Source organism: Gluconacetobacter brunescens (genome assembly GCF_048695475.1).
Classification (GTDB): Bacteria; Pseudomonadota; Alphaproteobacteria; order Acetobacterales; family Acetobacteraceae; genus Gluconacetobacter.
The window spans coordinates 378,086-394,153 of record NZ_JBLHEN010000001.1 but is presented as its reverse complement, the minus strand read 5'-3'; the positions used below and the strand labels follow the sequence as shown (position 1 = coordinate 394,153).

The 16,068-nt window shown below is 67.7% G+C and carries 14 protein-coding genes; 6 read left to right on the top strand and 8 right to left on the bottom strand.

The window, feature by feature from the left end; translation table 11 throughout:
• Positions 1–67: 67 nt before the first annotated feature.
• Entirely contained in the window at positions 68–748 is a 681-nt protein-coding gene (gene gph / locus ACMAUO_RS01635; protein WP_420355266.1) for a phosphoglycolate phosphatase, read from the top strand.
• Positions 749–770: 22 nt separating this feature from the next.
• On the opposite strand, the gene ACMAUO_RS01630 is transcribed toward gph, so the two are convergent.
• The 7 genes from ACMAUO_RS01630 to mutM all read right to left on the bottom strand — a co-directional run bounded on the left by ACMAUO_RS01630 (position 771) and on the right by mutM (position 9,777).
• A complete protein-coding gene (locus ACMAUO_RS01630; protein ID WP_420355265.1) occupies positions 771–1,604 on the bottom strand; it encodes a DUF3108 domain-containing protein in 834 nt (277 codons plus the stop codon).
• A gap of 40 nt (positions 1,605–1,644) precedes the next feature.
• Positions 1,645–4,074, bottom strand: coding sequence for a DNA topoisomerase (ATP-hydrolyzing) subunit B (gyrB, locus tag ACMAUO_RS01625; protein WP_420355264.1), 2,430 nt, complete (start codon positions 4,072–4,074; stop codon positions 1,645–1,647).
• Positions 4,075–4,159: 85 nt separating this feature from the next.
• Positions 4,160–5,323 carry a DNA replication/repair protein RecF gene (recF, locus tag ACMAUO_RS01620; RefSeq protein ID WP_420355263.1) on the bottom strand — a complete coding sequence of 388 codons (1,164 nt, stop codon included), beginning with the start codon at positions 5,321–5,323 and terminating at the stop codon, positions 4,160–4,162.
• A 22-nt stretch (positions 5,324–5,345) separates the two neighbouring features.
• Positions 5,346–6,470, bottom strand: coding sequence for a DNA polymerase III subunit beta (gene dnaN / locus ACMAUO_RS01615; protein ID WP_420355262.1), 1,125 nt, complete (start codon positions 6,468–6,470; stop codon positions 5,346–5,348).
• Positions 6,471–6,628: 158 nt separating this feature from the next.
• The gene (dnaA, locus tag ACMAUO_RS01610; protein WP_420357166.1) at positions 6,629–8,062 is read right to left on the bottom strand and encodes a chromosomal replication initiator protein DnaA; all 1,434 of its coding nucleotides are present in this window, start codon (positions 8,060–8,062) and stop codon (positions 6,629–6,631) included.
• A 431-nt stretch (positions 8,063–8,493) separates the two neighbouring features.
• A complete protein-coding gene (rpsT, locus tag ACMAUO_RS01605; protein WP_420355261.1) occupies positions 8,494–8,763 on the bottom strand; it encodes a 30S ribosomal protein S20 in 270 nt (89 codons plus the stop codon).
• A 141-nt stretch (positions 8,764–8,904) separates the two neighbouring features.
• A complete protein-coding gene (mutM, locus tag ACMAUO_RS01600; RefSeq protein WP_420355260.1) occupies positions 8,905–9,777 on the bottom strand; it encodes a bifunctional DNA-formamidopyrimidine glycosylase/DNA-(apurinic or apyrimidinic site) lyase in 873 nt (290 codons plus the stop codon).
• A 29-nt stretch (positions 9,778–9,806) separates the two neighbouring features.
• On the opposite strand from mutM, the gene ACMAUO_RS01595 reads away from it, so the two are divergent.
• Genes ACMAUO_RS01595 through ACMAUO_RS01575 form a run of 5 tightly spaced genes read left to right on the top strand, consistent with a single transcriptional unit; the run spans position 9,807 to position 15,457 of the window.
• A complete protein-coding gene (locus ACMAUO_RS01595; RefSeq protein WP_420355259.1) occupies positions 9,807–10,601 on the top strand; it encodes a class I SAM-dependent methyltransferase in 795 nt (264 codons plus the stop codon).
• A gap of 2 nt (positions 10,602–10,603) precedes the next feature.
• Positions 10,604–11,860 carry a bifunctional phosphopantothenoylcysteine decarboxylase/phosphopantothenate--cysteine ligase CoaBC gene (coaBC, locus tag ACMAUO_RS01590; protein ID WP_420355258.1) on the top strand — a complete coding sequence of 419 codons (1,257 nt, stop codon included), beginning with the start codon at positions 10,604–10,606 and terminating at the stop codon, positions 11,858–11,860.
• On the top strand, positions 11,857–12,315 hold the full coding sequence (dut, locus tag ACMAUO_RS01585) for a dUTP diphosphatase (RefSeq protein WP_420355257.1): 459 nt from the start codon (positions 11,857–11,859) through the stop codon (positions 12,313–12,315). The genes coaBC and dut overlap by 4 nt, the downstream gene beginning before the upstream one ends.
• Positions 12,316–12,347: 32 nt before the next feature.
• Positions 12,348–14,075 carry an ABC transporter permease gene (locus ACMAUO_RS01580; RefSeq protein WP_420355256.1) on the top strand — a complete coding sequence of 576 codons (1,728 nt, stop codon included), beginning with the start codon at positions 12,348–12,350 and terminating at the stop codon, positions 14,073–14,075.
• 20 nt (positions 14,076–14,095) lie between these two features.
• Positions 14,096–15,457: an ABC transporter ATP-binding protein gene (locus ACMAUO_RS01575; RefSeq protein WP_420355255.1), complete on the top strand. Its 1,362-nt coding sequence runs from the start codon at positions 14,096–14,098 to the stop codon at positions 15,455–15,457.
• 10 nt (positions 15,458–15,467) lie between these two features.
• On the opposite strand, the gene msrA is transcribed toward ACMAUO_RS01575, so the two are convergent.
• Positions 15,468–16,040: a peptide-methionine (S)-S-oxide reductase MsrA gene (gene msrA / locus ACMAUO_RS01570; protein WP_420355254.1), complete on the bottom strand. Its 573-nt coding sequence runs from the start codon at positions 16,038–16,040 to the stop codon at positions 15,468–15,470.
• Between the last annotated feature and the right edge of the window lie 28 nt (positions 16,041–16,068).

The following is a 16,068-nucleotide window of genomic DNA, read 5'->3' as shown; positions in this document are numbered from 1 at the left end:
CCGGGGCCATCACTTAGGTTTACCAATTACTGCATCCAGCCCGACCGGACCGGTGTCAGGAGAGCCCATGCCAGCACAGACCTCACCCCGCCTCGCCGTTTTCGACATGGACGGCACGCTTCTGGACAGCCTGCCAGACCTCGCCGCCAGCGCCGACCGCATGCTGCAAAGCTACGGCCTGCCCGGCATCGCGCCGGATCTGGTGCGCGGCATGGTCGGTGACGGCGTGGCCGCGCTGGTGCGCCGCCTGCTGGCCCACGCCGGCGAGGCCGCAACGCCGATCGACGCCAACGAGGCCGTGCAACGCTACATGGCCGATTACACACCCCGTTCCACCGAACAGTCCCGCCTGTTCCCCGGCACCGACTACGCGCTGAAGACCCTGCGGGCACAGGGCTGGCGGCTGGCGGTCTGCACCAACAAGCCGGTCGCCGCCGCCACGCGCATCATCGACGCGCTGGGGCTGGAAGGCGTGTTCGACGCGATCGGCGGCGGCGACACCTTCCCCGCCCGCAAGCCCAACCCCATCCACCTGCTCGGCACCATCCAGCAGGCCCACGGCACGCCGCCGCGCGCCGTCATGGTCGGCGACCATCACAACGACATCGCGGCGGCGGAAGGGGCCGGGGTGCGCGCCATCTTCGCCCGCTGGGGCTATGGCCGCCCGGAAATGGAGGCCGGCGCCACGGCAGGCGGCGATTCGATGACCGAAATCCCGCATCTCGCCGGCGAATTAATTCCAGCTTGAAAAGCTGGCCCCAGGGAACGCCCTACGCGGCATCCGGCAGCAGCATTATCGTCAGATGGCCCAGCTTCGGGTGGTCGAAGGCGATGCGGACGATCGTCAACCCATCGCCCGGCACGTCCTGAAACCAGACCGAGCCGTTCACGGGCTTGCGGGCCGGCGAATCCGGCCCGTCGCTCTTGCGGAACCCGGCGATCTGCATGTCGCTGAAATCACAGCGCAACGCCGCACCCTGATAGGGCTGATGGGAATCGCGCGCCATGTCCTGCGTGCCGATCGTGTGGGCATCCATATGCAGCAGCCGCGCCCCGTCGAACACGGTAGCCGACCCGTCGCACTGATGATGCGCGCGCACCGTCTGCTGCAGCCGCATCAGCGCGCTGAGCGAATCCATCGCCGGTGCCAGATCGGTGGCCGGAATCGGGTCGCGGCTGGGCTCCGGCGGCGTCTGGAGCGCGATATGCGTCTGCCCGCCACTGTAATCCAGCACGACATGCCGATCCTCGCCGCGCGAATAGCCCGCACTGTCATAGGTCAGCGGCCGCACCCCATCGGGCAGGAACCGCCCCGTCGCCTGGGAGGTGACGTTCATATGCACCAGCAGCCCCAGCAGGCCGCCGCTGCGGATCGTCGACCGCACGGCATAGCCATCCGAGGTCACGGCATAGCGCGCCGAAATCGTCAGCGCCCGGAAGCCGTGATTGAAGACGCCATAAACATGGACGACCTGCGCGGGCGCGGGTGCGACCACGGGCACGGGCGCATCCGCCGCCCGGGCGGCCGGCGCCCACACGCCAGGCATGGCCGCCAGCGCCAGCGCGGAGAATCCCCGCGCCGCGACTTTACGTGACAGACGCATCACGGCTCTCCACGAAGCAATACAACGGAAACCGCCCGGCTCAGACGTCCAGATTCGCGACCTTGAGCGCATTGCCCACGATAAAATCACGGCGCGGCTCCACGACATCGCCCATCAGGGTCGAGAACACCTGTTCGGCATTCTCCACATCCCCGACCTTCACCTGCAACAGCGTACGCATGGCCGGGTCCAGCGTCGTTTCCCACAACTGGGCATCGTTCATCTCGCCCAGTCCCTTGAAGCGGTTGATCGAGAGCCCGCGCCGCCCCTGCGCCAGAATCCGCTCATACAGCGAGGCCGGGCCCGCAGCGGTTCGCGCCGTGCCATCCAGCGTCAGCTCCACTGGCGCCGCGAAATCGCTTCCCAGCCGCTCCCCGCGCTCGGCCAGCCAGCGGACCTCGGCGCTGCGCAGCGCCGCCGGATCCAGACGATAGATTTCGCCCACGCCACGCACGCTGCGCGCCATTTCCAGCCCGGATTCTGCCGTGGCGCTCACCTTCCAGCCCCGCTCATTGGGCAGCGACACCTCGTCGAGCCGCGCCTGCAAGGTCGGTACCCGCCCCTGCACCACCTGGGTGTCGGCACTCAGCGCGCCGGTCACCGCCGCCTGTTCCAGGATCCAGATCGGCGCCCGCACCGACAGGCGCTGGATCGCGCGCGTCACGTCGCGGATAAAGATCACCTCGGCAGCCAGTTCCGCCCCCTGGAGCACACGCCCGTCGGCATAGCGCATCGACGCATTGGCCAGCGCCTTGTCCAGCAGATACTGCTCCAGCGCGGCATCGTCCTTCAGGTAGCGCTCGTCATTGCCCCTCTTGGCGCGATAGAGCGGCGGCTGGGCGATATACAGGTGCCCGCGCTCGATCAGTTCAGGCATCTGGCGGAAGAAGAACGTCAGCAGCAGCGTGCGGATATGCGACCCGTCGACGTCCGCGTCGGTCATGATGACGACGCGGTGGTAGCGCAGCTTGTTGATCGAAAATCCGCCCTGATCCACCTCGCCCCGGCCGATGCCGGTGCCCAGCGCGGTAATCAGCGTGCCGACTTCGGCCGAACCCAGCATGCGGTCGAAGCGCGCGCGCTCCACGTTCAGGATCTTGCCCTTCAGCGGCAGAATCGCCTGGAAGCGCCGGTCGCGCCCCTGCTTGGCGGTGCCACCCGCCGAATCCCCCTCGACGATGAACAGTTCCGACTTGGCCGGATCGCGCTCCTGGCAGTCCGCCAGCTTGCCCGGCAGGGACGAGACATCCAGCACACCCTTGCGCCGCGTCAGTTCGCGCGCCCGCCGCGCCGCCTCGCGCGCCGCCGCCGCGTCCATCACCTTCGCGACGATGCCGCGAGCCTCTTTCGGATGGGTCTCGAACCAGTGGGCGATCATGTCCGCCGCCGCCGCATGCACCACCGGCTGCACCTCGGAGGACACCAGCTTGTCCTTGGTCTGCGACGAGAATTTCGGGTCCGGCACCTTCACCGACAGCACGGCCGTCATGCCCTCGCGCATGTCCTCGCCCACCAGCGACTGGCTGTCCTTCTTGCTGGCATTGCTCTCGGCATATTTGCCCACCACGCGGGTCAGCGCCTGCCGGAACCCGGCGAGATGCGAGCCCCCGTCACGCTGCGGGATATTGTTGGTGAAGCACAGCATCGTCTCGTGGAAACTGTCGTTCCACGACAGCGCGAACTCGACCTTGATGCCGTTTTCCTCGTTCTGCAGGCTGCCGGTGATCGGCGGATCGACAATCGAGCTTTTCCCCCGATCCAGCCACGACACAAAGGCGGACAGACCGCCCTCATAATGGAAATTCTCCTCGCGCGTCGGCGTATGCCGCTCGTCGCGCAGGATGATCTCAAGGCCGGAATTGAGGAAGGCAAGCTCGCGCATCCGCCGTTCCAGAATGGCGAAATCGAACTCGGTGATCTTGAAGGTGCCGACACTGGGCTTGAACGTCACCTGGGTGCCGCGCGGCGCATCGCTCGGCCCGATGATCGCCAGCGGGGCATCGCGCTCACCATGCTGGAAGCGGATCATGTGCTCCTGGCCGTTGCGCCAGATCCGCACTTCCATCCACTCGGACAGGGCATTGACCACCGCCGCGCCCACGCCATGCAGGCCGCCCGACACCTTGTAGGAATTCTGGTTGAACTTGCCGCCGGCATGCAGCTTGGTCAGCACCACTTCGGCCGCGCTGACCCCTTCCTCGATATGCATGTCGGTCGGGATGCCGCGCCCGTTGTCGCGCACGGTCACACTTCCGTCGCCGTTCAGCGTCACGATGCAACTGGTGGCGAATCCGGCCTGCGCCTCATCGACCGCGTTGTCGATGATCTCGAAGGCCATATGGTGCAGGCCCGACCCGTCATCGGTATCGCCGATATACATGCCGGGCCGCTTGCGAACGGCGTCCAGTCCCTTCAGGACGGAAATGGAAGCGGCGTCATAGTCCGAATCTTCGGGCAAGGTCCCGCTCATGTCCGCATCGGATTTCTGAACAGGATTGGATTGATCGGACATACCGGGCAGATGCTCCAGACAGGATCGTGGTCGAACGCCGCGATCATACAGGCTTCGGGTCCATCGAACCAGCATCGGCCGGGGGAATTCCCCCCGCGGGCCGAAGCACTCCGTCCGACAGCGTGCGGAACGCCGCGCGACCGCGCAGCGGGTGAAACAGGTCGGCATCGGTCCCGGTCATCAGAACCGTGCCGTCAAATCCATCGAGGCTGCGAAACAGCGCCTCGCGCCGCCGCTCGTCCAGATGCACCAGCGGCTCGTCCAGCAGGATCACCGGGGCCTCCCCCCGATGCCGCGTCATCAGCGCCGCGTGCGCCAGCACCACCCCCAGCAGCAGCGCCTTCTGCTGCCCGGTGCTGGCCTGCGCCGCCGGCCGGGCGCTGGCCCGGTCCGACAGCGCCATGTCGGCCCGATGCGCGCCCATGCCGGCACCGCCCCGCGTCGCATCCGCCGCCCGGCCGGCCGCCAGCCGGTCACGCAGCCAGTCCTCGACCGCCAGCGCCGGGCGGGCGCGCAACTGCTCCGCGATCGGGCACAGGAGGTCGAGCCGCGCTGCGGGGAACCCCTCGGGCGCCCCCAGCCCCCCTTCCTCGTTCAGCCGATCCGTCAGCACCAGCCGCGCCGCCGTGGCGGCCACGGCATGCCGCGCCATCGAATCCTCCAGCGCCGCCAGCCACGCCGCATCGGCGCGCCCCCCGGCCAGCAGGCGGTTGCGCTGCGTCACCGACTGGTCATGGGCCGCCAGTTCCCGCGCATGGCCGGGCTCCAGCGCCACCACCAGCCGGTCCAGAAACCGCCGGCGGCCGGGCAGCCCATCCTGGAACAGCCGGTCCATCTGCGGCGTCAGCCAGACGGCGGACAGGGAATCGGCCAGCGCCCCCCGCCCGCGCACGGCCTCGCCGTCACGCCGGAAGGCCCGGCGTTCGGGCCGCGCCGGATCACTGCCGGTGGAAAGGTCGGACGGCAGACCGTCCGGAGCGACGAAGCGCGCCGCCACGCCCCACAATGCCGCCCCATGCCGCGCGATCTCGGCGCCTCGCGCACCACGCAGCCCCCGCCCCGGCACCAGCAGGGACAGGGCTTCCAGCAGGTTGGTCTTGCCGGTGCCGTTCTCGCCGGTAATGACATTGACCGGCGCATCGGGCTGCCAGACCAGACGCGCGTAATTCCTGAAATCCGTCAGCGCCAGCCGCTCAAGGCGCGCCATGGTGCGGCCAGCGCCTCCGCGATCAGACCCGCATCGGCATCAGCACGTACAGCGCCGACGGGCTGGCGACATCACGCACGATGGTCGGGGCGGAACTGTCGGAAAACAGGAATTCCACGTCGCGGTCGATCTGATCGGTAATGTCGTTCAGATAACGCGCCTGGAAGCCGATCTCCATCGGTTCGGCGTCGTAGGTCACGTAGTTTTCGTCCAGCTCTTCCTTCGCCGTTCCCTGGTCGGGGCTGACGGCGGAGAGAGTCAGCAGGTTATGCCCGATCGAGAGCTTGACGGGGCGCGAACGCTCCTGGCTGATCGCGGCGACACGCGCGACGGCATCGGAGAAATCCTTCTTGCCCACACGCAGGATCCGGTCGTTGCCGCGCGGGATCACCCGGTCATATTCAGGGAACGTGCCGTCGATCAGCTTCGAGGTCAGCGTCACAGGCCCGACCGAGAACTGGATGCGGGTGTCGGACAGGCCGACCACCACATCCTCGGCGCCCTCGTCGAGCAGCTTGCGCAGTTCGGCGATCGTCTTGCGCGGCACGATCACGCCCGGCATCTCCTCGGCCCCCGAAGGAACCTCGGTCTCGACCCGCGCCAGACGATGCCCGTCTGTCGCCACCGCGCGCAGCATCGGCCCGGTATCGCCGGCGGCAACATGCAGATAGATGCCGTTGAGATAATAGCGCGTCTCCTCGGTCGAGATCGCAAAGCGCGTGCGGTCGATCAGCCCGCGCAGCACCGCGGCCGGCACCGAAAAGCGGTTGGGCAGTTCGCCCGCCGTCATCGACGGGAAATCGTCCACATCGAGCACGTTCAGGCTGGTGGTGTAGCGCCCGGCCCGCAGCGCCAGCGGCGCGTCCCCGCCCGCATGGTCCAGTTCGACCGCCACCCCGTCGGGCAGCTTGCGGACGATCTCATGCAGCACGGCGGCGGGCGCGGTCACCGCGCCGTTGCGGGCGGTCTCGGCGCCGATTTCCTCGACCACCGCGATTTCCATGTCGGTCGCCGTCAGCGTCAGCCGACCATCCGCGACATTGATCAGAACATTGGCCAGAATCGGAATGGTATTCCGCTTCTCGGCGACACTCTGGATATGCGCCAGAGCCTTCAGCAATGTCGCGCGGTCAGCCTTCAGCTTCATAGGTACAGACTCTCCTTGCCCGGCATATGCCACCGGGATCATGGCCGCCCCGGCCACCCGCCCGGACTGCCAGATATGACCTTCGGTCCCGTGATTCTAGCAGCCCCCGGCCGCGTGCGCAAAGCCCCGCCGGACGGCCCGCTGCCCAGGTCCGCCTGTCAGCTCTCCAGCATGCGGCGCAGCAATTCGACATCCTCGGCGAACGCGGTATCCCGCTCCATCAGCTCGGTCACCCGCGCCACCGCGTGCATGACGGTCGTATGATCGCGGTTGCCGAACTTGCGCCCGATTTCCGGCAGCGACCGGCTGGTCAACTGCTTGGCCAGATACATTGCCACCTGCCGGGGCCGTGCCACCGCGCGCGCGCGCCGGGCCGAGGACATGTCGGTCAGGCGGATGTTCCAGTGCTCGGCCACCTTGCGCTGGATTTCCTCGATCGTCACCCGCCGGTCATGGGCCTTGAGGATATCATGCAGCACGTCCTGCGTCGCTTCCAGCGTCACCGGGCGGCCGAACAGGTTGGCATGGGCGATCAGGCGATTCAGCGCGCCTTCCAGTTCCCGCACGTTGGACGTGATCTTGTGGGCCAGGAATTCCAGCACCTTGGCCGGCACCGCGACACCCGACGCCGCCGCCTTCGATTCCAGGATCGAGATCCGCAGTTCGAAGGTCGTGGCATGGATATCGGCCACCATGCCGCATCCCAGGCGCGTGCGCAGCCGGTCTTCCAGTCCCGACAGGTCGGACGGCGACTTGTCGGCCGATACCACGATCTGCCGGCCCGCATCGACCAGCGCGTTGAACGTATGGAAGAACTCTTCCTGCGTGTTGTCCTTGCCGATCAGGAACTGCAGATCGTCGATCATCAGCACGTCGACCGAGCGAAGCTGCTCCTTGAATTCCATCGTCGATTGCGAGCGGATGGCGGCGATGAAGCGGTACATGAACTTCTCGGCCGACATATAGGCCACCGAGACCTTGCCGCCCCGCGTCAGTTCCGAGCCGATGGCATGCATCAGATGCGTCTTGCCCAGCCCGACGCCCCCATAGAGGAACAGCGGATTGAAACCGGGGCTGGACGGCCGCTCCGCCACCCGGCGGGCGCAGGCATAGGCAAATTCGTTGGGCTTGCCGACCACGAACGTATCGAAGGTAAAGCGCGGGTCCAGCGGCGCGGCCAGGTCATGCCGGCTCAACTCACTGCGCGCCTCGGCCACCCGCTCGTCCACGGCCGCAACCGGCGCGGCATCGACCGAACCGGCCTCGTCACCCGCCGGATCGGCAACCGCATCAGGCCGGCCGACCTGCAGTTCCACCCGGCGGATCGACGGCAGCTCGGCATTCCACAGCGCGCTCAGCCGGTCGCCATACTGCGTGCGCACCCAGTCGCGCAGGAAGCGGGTCGGCAGATTGAGCGTGATCTCGTCGCCATCGACCGGGCCGATGCTGATCTGCTTCAGCCAGGTGCGATATTCGACCTCGCCAACCTCGGCCTGCAAGCGTGAACAGATCCGCGACCAGTGGATGTCCAGGACGTTCCGAACCGACCGGGCTTCCGCGACGGCATCATATCCACTGAGTTCGCCCGTCATGTTCAATCCCGGCCCCATGGAGACGGTACCCTTCCGGCCATGCGGAAGATCCGTCCCTGCGTTTTCCGTCCCCGTCATACCGATGATCCCACGCAATCCACCTGCCGCCAGCCCGCCACGCAAAGGAAAACAAGCCTCCCCTTGCCCGACACCCAAAAAGGCGCGGCCACGATGTCCTGCTCAGTCGTCTCGGAATGAAGAAGCCGAAGATAGGTCACCAGCCCGATCGAGGCAACGGAAAACTGGGTCGGCGAGGTGGGAAAATCCCCCGCCCCGCACAACAGGACCAGTCACCGGAACCTGAAGCAATCAGCCGGAACTTTCACAGAAAAAGCAAAGGCCGTTCCTCTCCTTGAAAGAGAAGAACGACCTTTTGCTAAATGCTATGCGTCTATTTGCCGGATTTTAACAATACCGGCCGGCGCAGGCGATCAAGCCGCGACGAGGGCCTTGATACGGGCCGACAGACGCGAAATCTTGCGGGAAACGGTGTTGGCGTGGATCACACCCTTGCCCGAGGCGCGCTGCATTTCCGGCTGCGCGGCGCGCAGGGCCGTGGTCGCCTCTTCCTTGTTGCCCGAGGCGATCGCCGCCTCGACCTTCTTCACGAAGGTGCGCATGCGCGAGACGCGCGCCGTGTTACGCGCGTTGCGGCGCTCGTTCTGACGGATGCGCTTACGCGCGGAAGCAGTGTTCGCCATGGTTCTCAGTTCAAAAAAAAATGGTTACGAGGTCCGTCGCCAGCAGGCCTCGGACATCCAGATCAGGGTGGCGATCTAGTCCAAGCCTTCCACCCCCGTCAAGACAACTCTTCCGCACATCTGCAAATACCGCCATGCCGATCAACCGGCCGCCGCCGGCGCACCGGCCGGCAGCACCTGCCGCAGGGGGCAGAAGAAGGTCGAACGCCCCGCCTGCTCGATCCGCACCACCCCACCGCAGGCCTTGCCGCCGGGGCAATCCGGGCATCCCTGCCCCGCGCGACCATAGACGCGCCAGGCATGCTGGAAATAGCCCAGTTCCCCATCCGGCTGGGCATAGTCGCGCAGGCTTGATCCACCGGCCGCGATCGCCTCGACCAGCACCCCGCGGATCGCCTCGACCAGCCGCGCCTCCTCGGCCACATCCAGCCCGCAGGCCATCCGCGCCGGATGGATCCCGGCACGGAACAGGGCCTCGGAGGCATAGATGTTCCCGATGCCCGCCACGACCGACTGGTCCATCAGCGCCGCCTTGATCGAGGTCCGCCGCCGCGCGATCGCCTGGTGCAGCCATTCCTGGGAAAATCCGTTCCCCAGCGGCTCGGGTCCGAGTCGGGCCAGCAGCCGATGTTTTCCTTCATCCGCCGTCGCCATCAAATCCACCGTGCCGAAGCGCCTCGGGTCGATCAGGCCGAAATGGGTGCCGTCCGTCATTTCGAACGACAGATGCTCGTGCCGATCGGGCGCCGGCGCCTTGCCGGGCAGCGACAGCAGCACCCGCCCGGACATGCCCAGATGCAGCAGCATGCTCTCGCCCCGGTCCAGCCGCATCAGGATATATTTCCCACGGCGGGCAAAACCGCTGATCCGCGCGCCTTCCAGCCGCCTGGCCAGGTCCGGCGGAAAGGGCGTGCGCATTCCTTCGCGCCGCACCGTCACCCGGGCGATCGTCTTGCCATCGAGATGCAACCGCATCCCACGCATCACTGTTTCGACTTCAGGGAGTTCCGGCATGAGTGGATCTGAGGTTATATCCCTGAACCATGACCGACAATACCAAGCCCTCCGCCTTCCCCGACGCCGCCGGCGCCCCTCCCTCCGGCGCGGAGACGACCGATTTCGGCTTCCGCGACGTGCCCATGGCCGAAAAGAAGCCGATGGTGCGCGCCGTGTTCGATAGCGTGGCCACCCGCTACGACATCATGAACGACGTCATGTCGCTGGGCATCCACCGGGCCTGGAAGAAAATCTTCGTCACCGAGATGGGCGCCCATCCCGACCTCACTCTGCTCGATCTGGCGGGCGGCACCGGCGACATCTCGTTCGGCTGGCTGCGCGCCGGCGGCGGCCGAGCCATCCTGTCCGACATCAATGCCAGCATGCTCTCCGTCGGGCGCAGCCGGGCGCTGGAGCGCGGGCTGATCTCCAGCCTGAATTTCGCCGTCGTGGACGCCGAGGCCATTCCCCTTCCCGATCGCTCGGTCGACCGGGTCACGATCGCCTTCGGCCTGCGCAACTGCACCGACAAGGACGCCGTGCTGCGCGAGGCGCGCCGCGTGCTGCGGCCGGGCGGGCGCTTCCTGTGCCTCGAATTCTCCCGGGTGCAGGTCGCGGCCCTCTCGCCGATCTATGACGCCTGGTCGTTCCAGGTCCTGCCGCGCATGGGTGCGGCCATCGCCGGCGACCGCGAGAGCTACCAGTATCTGGCCGAGAGCATCCGCATGTTCCCCGACCAGGAGACCCTGGCCGGCATGATGCGCAATGCGGGGCTGGAGCATGTCACGGTCCGCAACCTGTCAGGCGGCATCGCGGCCATCCATTCCGGCTGGCGGATCTGACGATGCAAGCCGCCCCCGCCCCGATCGGCGGCCGCACGGTCCTGCTGATCGTGTGCGGGGGTATCGCCGCCTACAAGACACTGGAACTGATCCGCCTGCTGACGGGCGCGGGCCTGCGCGTGCGCACGGTGTTGACGGCGGCCGGCCGGCAGTTCGTCACCCCCCTCAGCCTCCAGGCGCTGACGGGCGAGAAGGTCTACGAGGACCTGTTCTCCCTGACCGACGAGAACGAGATGGGCCATATCGCCCTCTCGCGCTCCGGCGACCTGCTGGTGGTCTGCCCGGCCACGGCCGACATCATGGCCCGCATGGCCGCCGGACTGGCCGACGATCTGGCCAGCACGCTGCTGCTGGCCACCGACAAGCCGGTGCTGATCGCGCCCGCGATGAATGTCCGCATGTGGGACCACCCGGCCACCCAGGCCAACCTGGCGACCCTGCGCGCACGCGGCGTCACGGTGGTCGGGCCCGAAATCGGGCTGATGGCGTGCAACGAGACCGGCCCCGGCCGCCTCGCGGAACCACCCGCCATCGCCGAAGCCATTCTCCGCCACCTCGCCGGTCCGGCCACCCCCGGCCCCCTCGCCGGCCGCCACGCGCTGGTCACCGCAGGCCCGACCCACGAGCCGATCGACCCGGTGCGCTACCTCGCCAACCGCTCATCCGGCCGCCAGGGCTATGAAATCGCCGGGGCCCTCGCCGCCCTCGGGGTCCGCGTCACGCTCGTCAGCGGGCCGGTCGACCTGCCCGCGCCGGCAGGCGTCACCCTGCACCGCGTCGAAACGGCCAGGCAGATGCTGGCGGCCTGCCAGCAGGCCCTGCCCTGCGACATCGCCGTCTGCGCCGCAGCCGTCGCCGACTGGCACGTGGCGCACGAGGCCACCAGCAAGCTCAAGAAGTCCGCCGGCGCCCCGCCCCCGGTCCTGACGCTGGTGCCCAACCCCGATATCCTGGCCGAACTCTCCACCCCCGGCCCCGATCGCCCCGCCCTCGTCATCGGCTTCGCCGCCGAGACCGATACGGTCGTGCAGCACGCGGCGGCCAAGCGGCAGCGCAAGGGCTGCGACTGGATCGTCGCCAATGACGTGCGGCCGGAAACCGGCATCATGGGCGGCACGGAAAACGAGATCATCCTGATCACCGCCAACGGCACCGACCACTGGCCCCGCATGGACAAGCAGGCCGTCGCCACACACCTGGCCGAGCGGATCGCCGCCTTCTTCACCCCCGATTCCCCTTCCGGCCGGAGTGCCCCATGACCGCCCCCATCGTTTCCGTCGCCGTCCGCCGCCTGCCGCACGCGGCCGACCTGCCCCTGCCCGGCTACGCCACGGCGGGCGCCGCCGGCATGGACCTGCTGGCGGCGGTGCGCGAGCCGGTCGAACTCGCCCCCGGCGCGCGCCTGCTGGTGCCCACCGGCCTGTGCATCGCCCTGCCGCCCGGTTATGAATTGCAGATCCGCCCGCGCTCGGGCCTGGCGCTGAAGCACGGGATTACCCTGCCCAACACGCCCGGCACGATCGACGAGGATTATCGCGGCGAGATCGGCATCATCCTGTTCAACACGGGTGACGCGCCGCTGACGATCACGCGCGGCATGCGCATCGCCCAGGCCGTGCTGGCCCCGGTGGTCCGCGTCGCGTGGCAGGAAGCCGAAAGCCTGGACGAGACCACCCGCGCCTCGGGCGGCTTCGGCAGCACCGGCACCGCCTGACGGGCGGAGATGGGCAGACAGGAAAGAGGGTCATGACGGCGCGTTGGCTTCCCGCCTTTTTATCCCGCGACAGCCGGCCCAACCTGTTCGACCTGGCCGCCCTGCTGTGCATGCTCGGGCTGGCCGTGCTGCTGGCCACGGCCGGGCGCCACATGCTGGCCCCCATCACCGCGCCCAATGCCGCCGTCATCCATCTCGATCCCGCCTGGCTGCCCGGCTATGCGGTGCGCACCACCCTGCGCATGTTCGCGGCCCTCGGCGCCTCGCTGCTGTTCACCTTCACCTATGCCGTCTGGGCCGCCAAGAGCCGCCGCGCCGCGCTGATCCTGGTGCCGGTGCTGGATGTGCTGCAATCGGTGCCGATCCTGGGGTTCCTCACCTTCACGGTCGTCTTCTTCATGGGCCTGTTCCCCGGCCGCATCCTGGGGGCCGAACTGGCGGCCATCTTCACCATCTTCACCAGCCAGGCCTGGAACATGGCCTTCAGCATGTACCAGTCCCTGCGCTCCGTCCCGCCGGACCTCGAAGAAGTCGCCCGCGGCTTCGGCCTCACCGCCTGGCAGAAATTCTGGCGGCTGGACGTCCCGTTCGCCGTGCCGGGACTGGTCTGGAACGCCATGGTCTCGATGTCCGGCGGCTGGTTCATGGTCGTCTATTCCGAGACGATCACGGTCGGAAACACCGATATCCTGCTCCCCGGCATCGGCTCCTATGTCGGCACCGCCATCGCGCAGCGCGACCTGTGGGCGGTGCTGTACGCCATCCTGGCGATGCTGGTGGTGATCCTGGCCTATGACCAGTTGCTGTTCCGGCCACTCGTCGCCTGGTCCGCGCGCTTCGGCACGGCATCATCGGATGCCACCCCGGCTTCCGACCCGTGGATGCTGGTCCTGCTGCGCCGCACCGCCCTGCTTCGCCGCATCACCGATGCCATCGGCGACGGCCTGACCGCCATCGGCGGCCTGCCCCTGGGCCGGCGCCCCCACGAGGTCCGCCGGGGCCCGGTCCTCCCGTCCCGCCTGCTCGACTGGGGCTGGACCGCCCTGCTGGCCGGGCTGAGCCTGCTCGCCCTGTGGCAGGTCTGGATCTACGCGCGCGCCACCTTCACGCTGCCCGAACTGCTGCATGTCGTGGGCCTGGGTGGGCTCACGCTGCTGCGGGTGGTGGCCATGGTCCTGCTGGCCTCGCTGGTCTGGGTACCGGCAGGCATCTGGCTGGGGCTCGATCCGACCCGCGCCCGGCGCACGCAGTTCGTGGCCCAGTTCATGGCCGCGTTCCCGGCCAACCTGTTCTTCCCGATCTTCGTGGTGCTGATCGTCCACTACCAACTCAGCAGCGATATCTGGCTCACGCCGCTGATGATCCTCGGCACCCAGTGGTATATCCTGTTCAATGTCGTGGCCGCCGCATCCTCCTACCCCGCCGACCTGCTGGAGGTCGCGCGCAGCCTCCAGGTGCGCGGCCCGCTCTGGTGGCTGCGGGTCGCCCTGCCGGGCATCCTGCCGCATTACATCACCGGCGCCATCACCGCCTCAGGCGGCGCGTGGAACGCCGCCATCGCCGCCGAGGTCGCAAGCTGGGGCAGCGACCATCTCGCCGCCCACGGGCTGGGGGCGTATATCGCCCGCGCCACGGTCGCCGGCGACACCGCCCATGTCGGGCTGGGCATGACGGTCATGGCGGTGTTCGTGCTGCTGTTCAATCGCGCGGTGTGGCGTCCGCTGGCTGATTACGCCCGCCGCCACTTCGCCTTCGTCTGATCACCATCCGGGACCGCGCCATGACCCTCTCGCCTTCCCCCTCGGCCCCTTCCCCCCAGGTCGAGGATCAGGAGGACCTGATCCGCGTCATCGACTGCCGCCAGGCCTACCACAAGGGCGGCGCGGCCGACCTGGTGGTGCTGGACGACGTAAATCTGAGCCTCCGCTCAGGCGAGATCGTCGGGCTGCTGGGCCGGTCCGGCTCGGGCAAATCGACGCTGCTGCGCATCGTGGCCGGCCTGCTCCCTCCCACCGAGGGCAGCATCCTGTGGAAAGGCCGCCCGGTCTCCGGGCCGGTGCCCGGCATCGCGATGGTGTTCCAGTCCTTCGCCCTGTTCCCATGGCTGACGGTACAGAAGAACGTGGAACTGGGACTGGAAGCCAAGGGCATCGCCGCCGCCGAGCGCGACCGCCTGGCCGAAGGCGCGATCGACCTGATCGGCCTGGGCGGCTACGAAAACGCCTACCCCAAGGAACTGTCGGGCGGCATGCGCCAGCGCGTGGGCCTTGCCCGGGCGCTGGTGGTCCAGCCCGACCTGCTGCTGATGGACGAACCCTTTTCGGCGCTGGACGTCCTGACGGCGGAAAACCTCCGCACCGACCTGATCGAGCTGTGGGCCGAGCGCAAGCTGCCGGTCAAATCCATGCTGCTGGTCACCCATAATATCGAGGAAGCGGTCCTGATGTGCGACCGCATCCTGGTCTTTTCCTCCAATCCCGGCCGCGTGGCGCACGAACTGGCCGTGCCCTTCGCCCATCCCCGCAACCGCGAGGACCCCGCCTTCCGCCAGCTGGTCGACCAGATCTACGCGCTGATGACACGCCGCGCCCCGATCGTCTCCGAGGCCGAACTCCCCATCGGCGAAACCGCACCGCAGCCCACGGCACCGATCCAGGTCGCCCTGCCCGACCTGCCGATGAACACGATGGTCGGCATGATGGAAACCCTGGCCGCCGACCCGCTGGACGGCCGGGCCGACCTGCCGCTCCTGGCCTCGCGCCTGCAACTGGCGCTGGACGACCTGTTTCCGCTCGGCGAATCGCTGCAATTGCTGGAATTCGCCGAACTTGAGGATGGCGACATCCTGCTCACGGCCGAAGGCGCGCGCTTCGTCCAGAGCAGCCACGACGAACGGCGGCAGATCCTCTGGCACAGCCTGCTGCACAATGTCCCGCTGGTCCGCGTGATCCGCTCGGTGCTGGACGAACGGCCGAACCACCGCGCCAGCGCCGAGCGATTCCGCGAGGAACTGGAAGACAGCATGTCGCCCGACTACGCCAAGCAGACCCTGCAAACCCTGATCGGCTGGGCCCGCTACGCCGAACTGTTCGATTACGACGAGGAAGCGGACCAGCTTTTCCTGGACGACGAGACCGAATGACCCGCCGCGATCAGGACCGGGCCATCGCCAGCCGATCGAAGAACAGCCGCCGCACCTTCGCCACCTTGGGCGCGATCACCGCCGCGCAATAGCCGCGCTCCGGGTGCTTGGCGAAATAATCGTGGTGATAGGCCTCGGCCTCGTAGAACTGCGTCAGCGGCTGGATCTCGGTCACGATCGGATCAGGCCACAAGTGCGCCGCCGCGATCTCGTCCCGCACCTCACGCGCCACCCGCTCCTGTTCCGGCGTCGCGTAGAAGATGACGGAGCGGTATTGTGTACCCACATCCTCGCCCTGCCGGTTCAGCGTCGTCGGGTCGTGGATGGTGAAAAAGATCCGCAACAGGTCGGCATAGGACAGCACGCTCGGGTCGAACGTCACGCGGACCAGTTCGGCATGGCCGGTCCGGCCGGTGCAGACCTGCTCGTAGCTCGGGTTCGCGACATCTCCGCCCGCATACCCGGGCACCACGTCCTCAATGCCGGCCAGTTCACGCAGCGCCGCTTCGGTACACCAGAAGCAGCCACCCGCCAGATAAGCGGTCTGCCATGACGGGTCATACCCCTTCGTCGCGTTCGTCATCTCTTTTCTCCTGTGCCGGATTCGCACC

Excerpts from the sequence above, each read along its gene's own strand:
- rpsT (WP_420355261.1), bottom strand. The coding sequence starts at position 8,763 with ATGGCGAACACTGCTTCCGCGCGTAAGCGCATCCGTCAGAACGAGCGC.
- dut (WP_420355257.1), top strand. The coding sequence starts at position 11,857 with ATGACCGCCCCCATCGTTTCCGTCGCCGTCCGCCGCCTGCCGCACGCG.
- gph (WP_420355266.1), top strand. The coding sequence starts at position 68 with ATGCCAGCACAGACCTCACCCCGCCTCGCCGTTTTCGACATGGACGGC.
- recF (WP_420355263.1), bottom strand. The coding sequence starts at position 5,323 with ATGGCGCGCCTTGAGCGGCTGGCGCTGACGGATTTCAGGAATTACGCG.
- ACMAUO_RS01580 (WP_420355256.1), top strand. The coding sequence starts at position 12,348 with ATGACGGCGCGTTGGCTTCCCGCCTTTTTATCCCGCGACAGCCGGCCC.
- coaBC (WP_420355258.1), top strand. The coding sequence starts at position 10,604 with ATGCAAGCCGCCCCCGCCCCGATCGGCGGCCGCACGGTCCTGCTGATC.
- ACMAUO_RS01575 (WP_420355255.1), top strand. The coding sequence starts at position 14,096 with ATGACCCTCTCGCCTTCCCCCTCGGCCCCTTCCCCCCAGGTCGAGGAT.
- ACMAUO_RS01595 (WP_420355259.1), top strand. The coding sequence starts at position 9,807 with ATGACCGACAATACCAAGCCCTCCGCCTTCCCCGACGCCGCCGGCGCC.
- msrA (WP_420355254.1), bottom strand. The coding sequence starts at position 16,040 with ATGACGAACGCGACGAAGGGGTATGACCCGTCATGGCAGACCGCTTAT.
- dnaA (WP_420357166.1), bottom strand. The coding sequence starts at position 8,062 with ATGACGGGCGAACTCAGTGGATATGATGCCGTCGCGGAAGCCCGGTCG.
- mutM (WP_420355260.1), bottom strand. The coding sequence starts at position 9,777 with ATGCCGGAACTCCCTGAAGTCGAAACAGTGATGCGTGGGATGCGGTTG.
- ACMAUO_RS01630 (WP_420355265.1), bottom strand. The coding sequence starts at position 1,604 with ATGCGTCTGTCACGTAAAGTCGCGGCGCGGGGATTCTCCGCGCTGGCG.
- gyrB (WP_420355264.1), bottom strand. The coding sequence starts at position 4,074 with ATGAGCGGGACCTTGCCCGAAGATTCGGACTATGACGCCGCTTCCATT.
- dnaN (WP_420355262.1), bottom strand. The coding sequence starts at position 6,470 with ATGAAGCTGAAGGCTGACCGCGCGACATTGCTGAAGGCTCTGGCGCAT.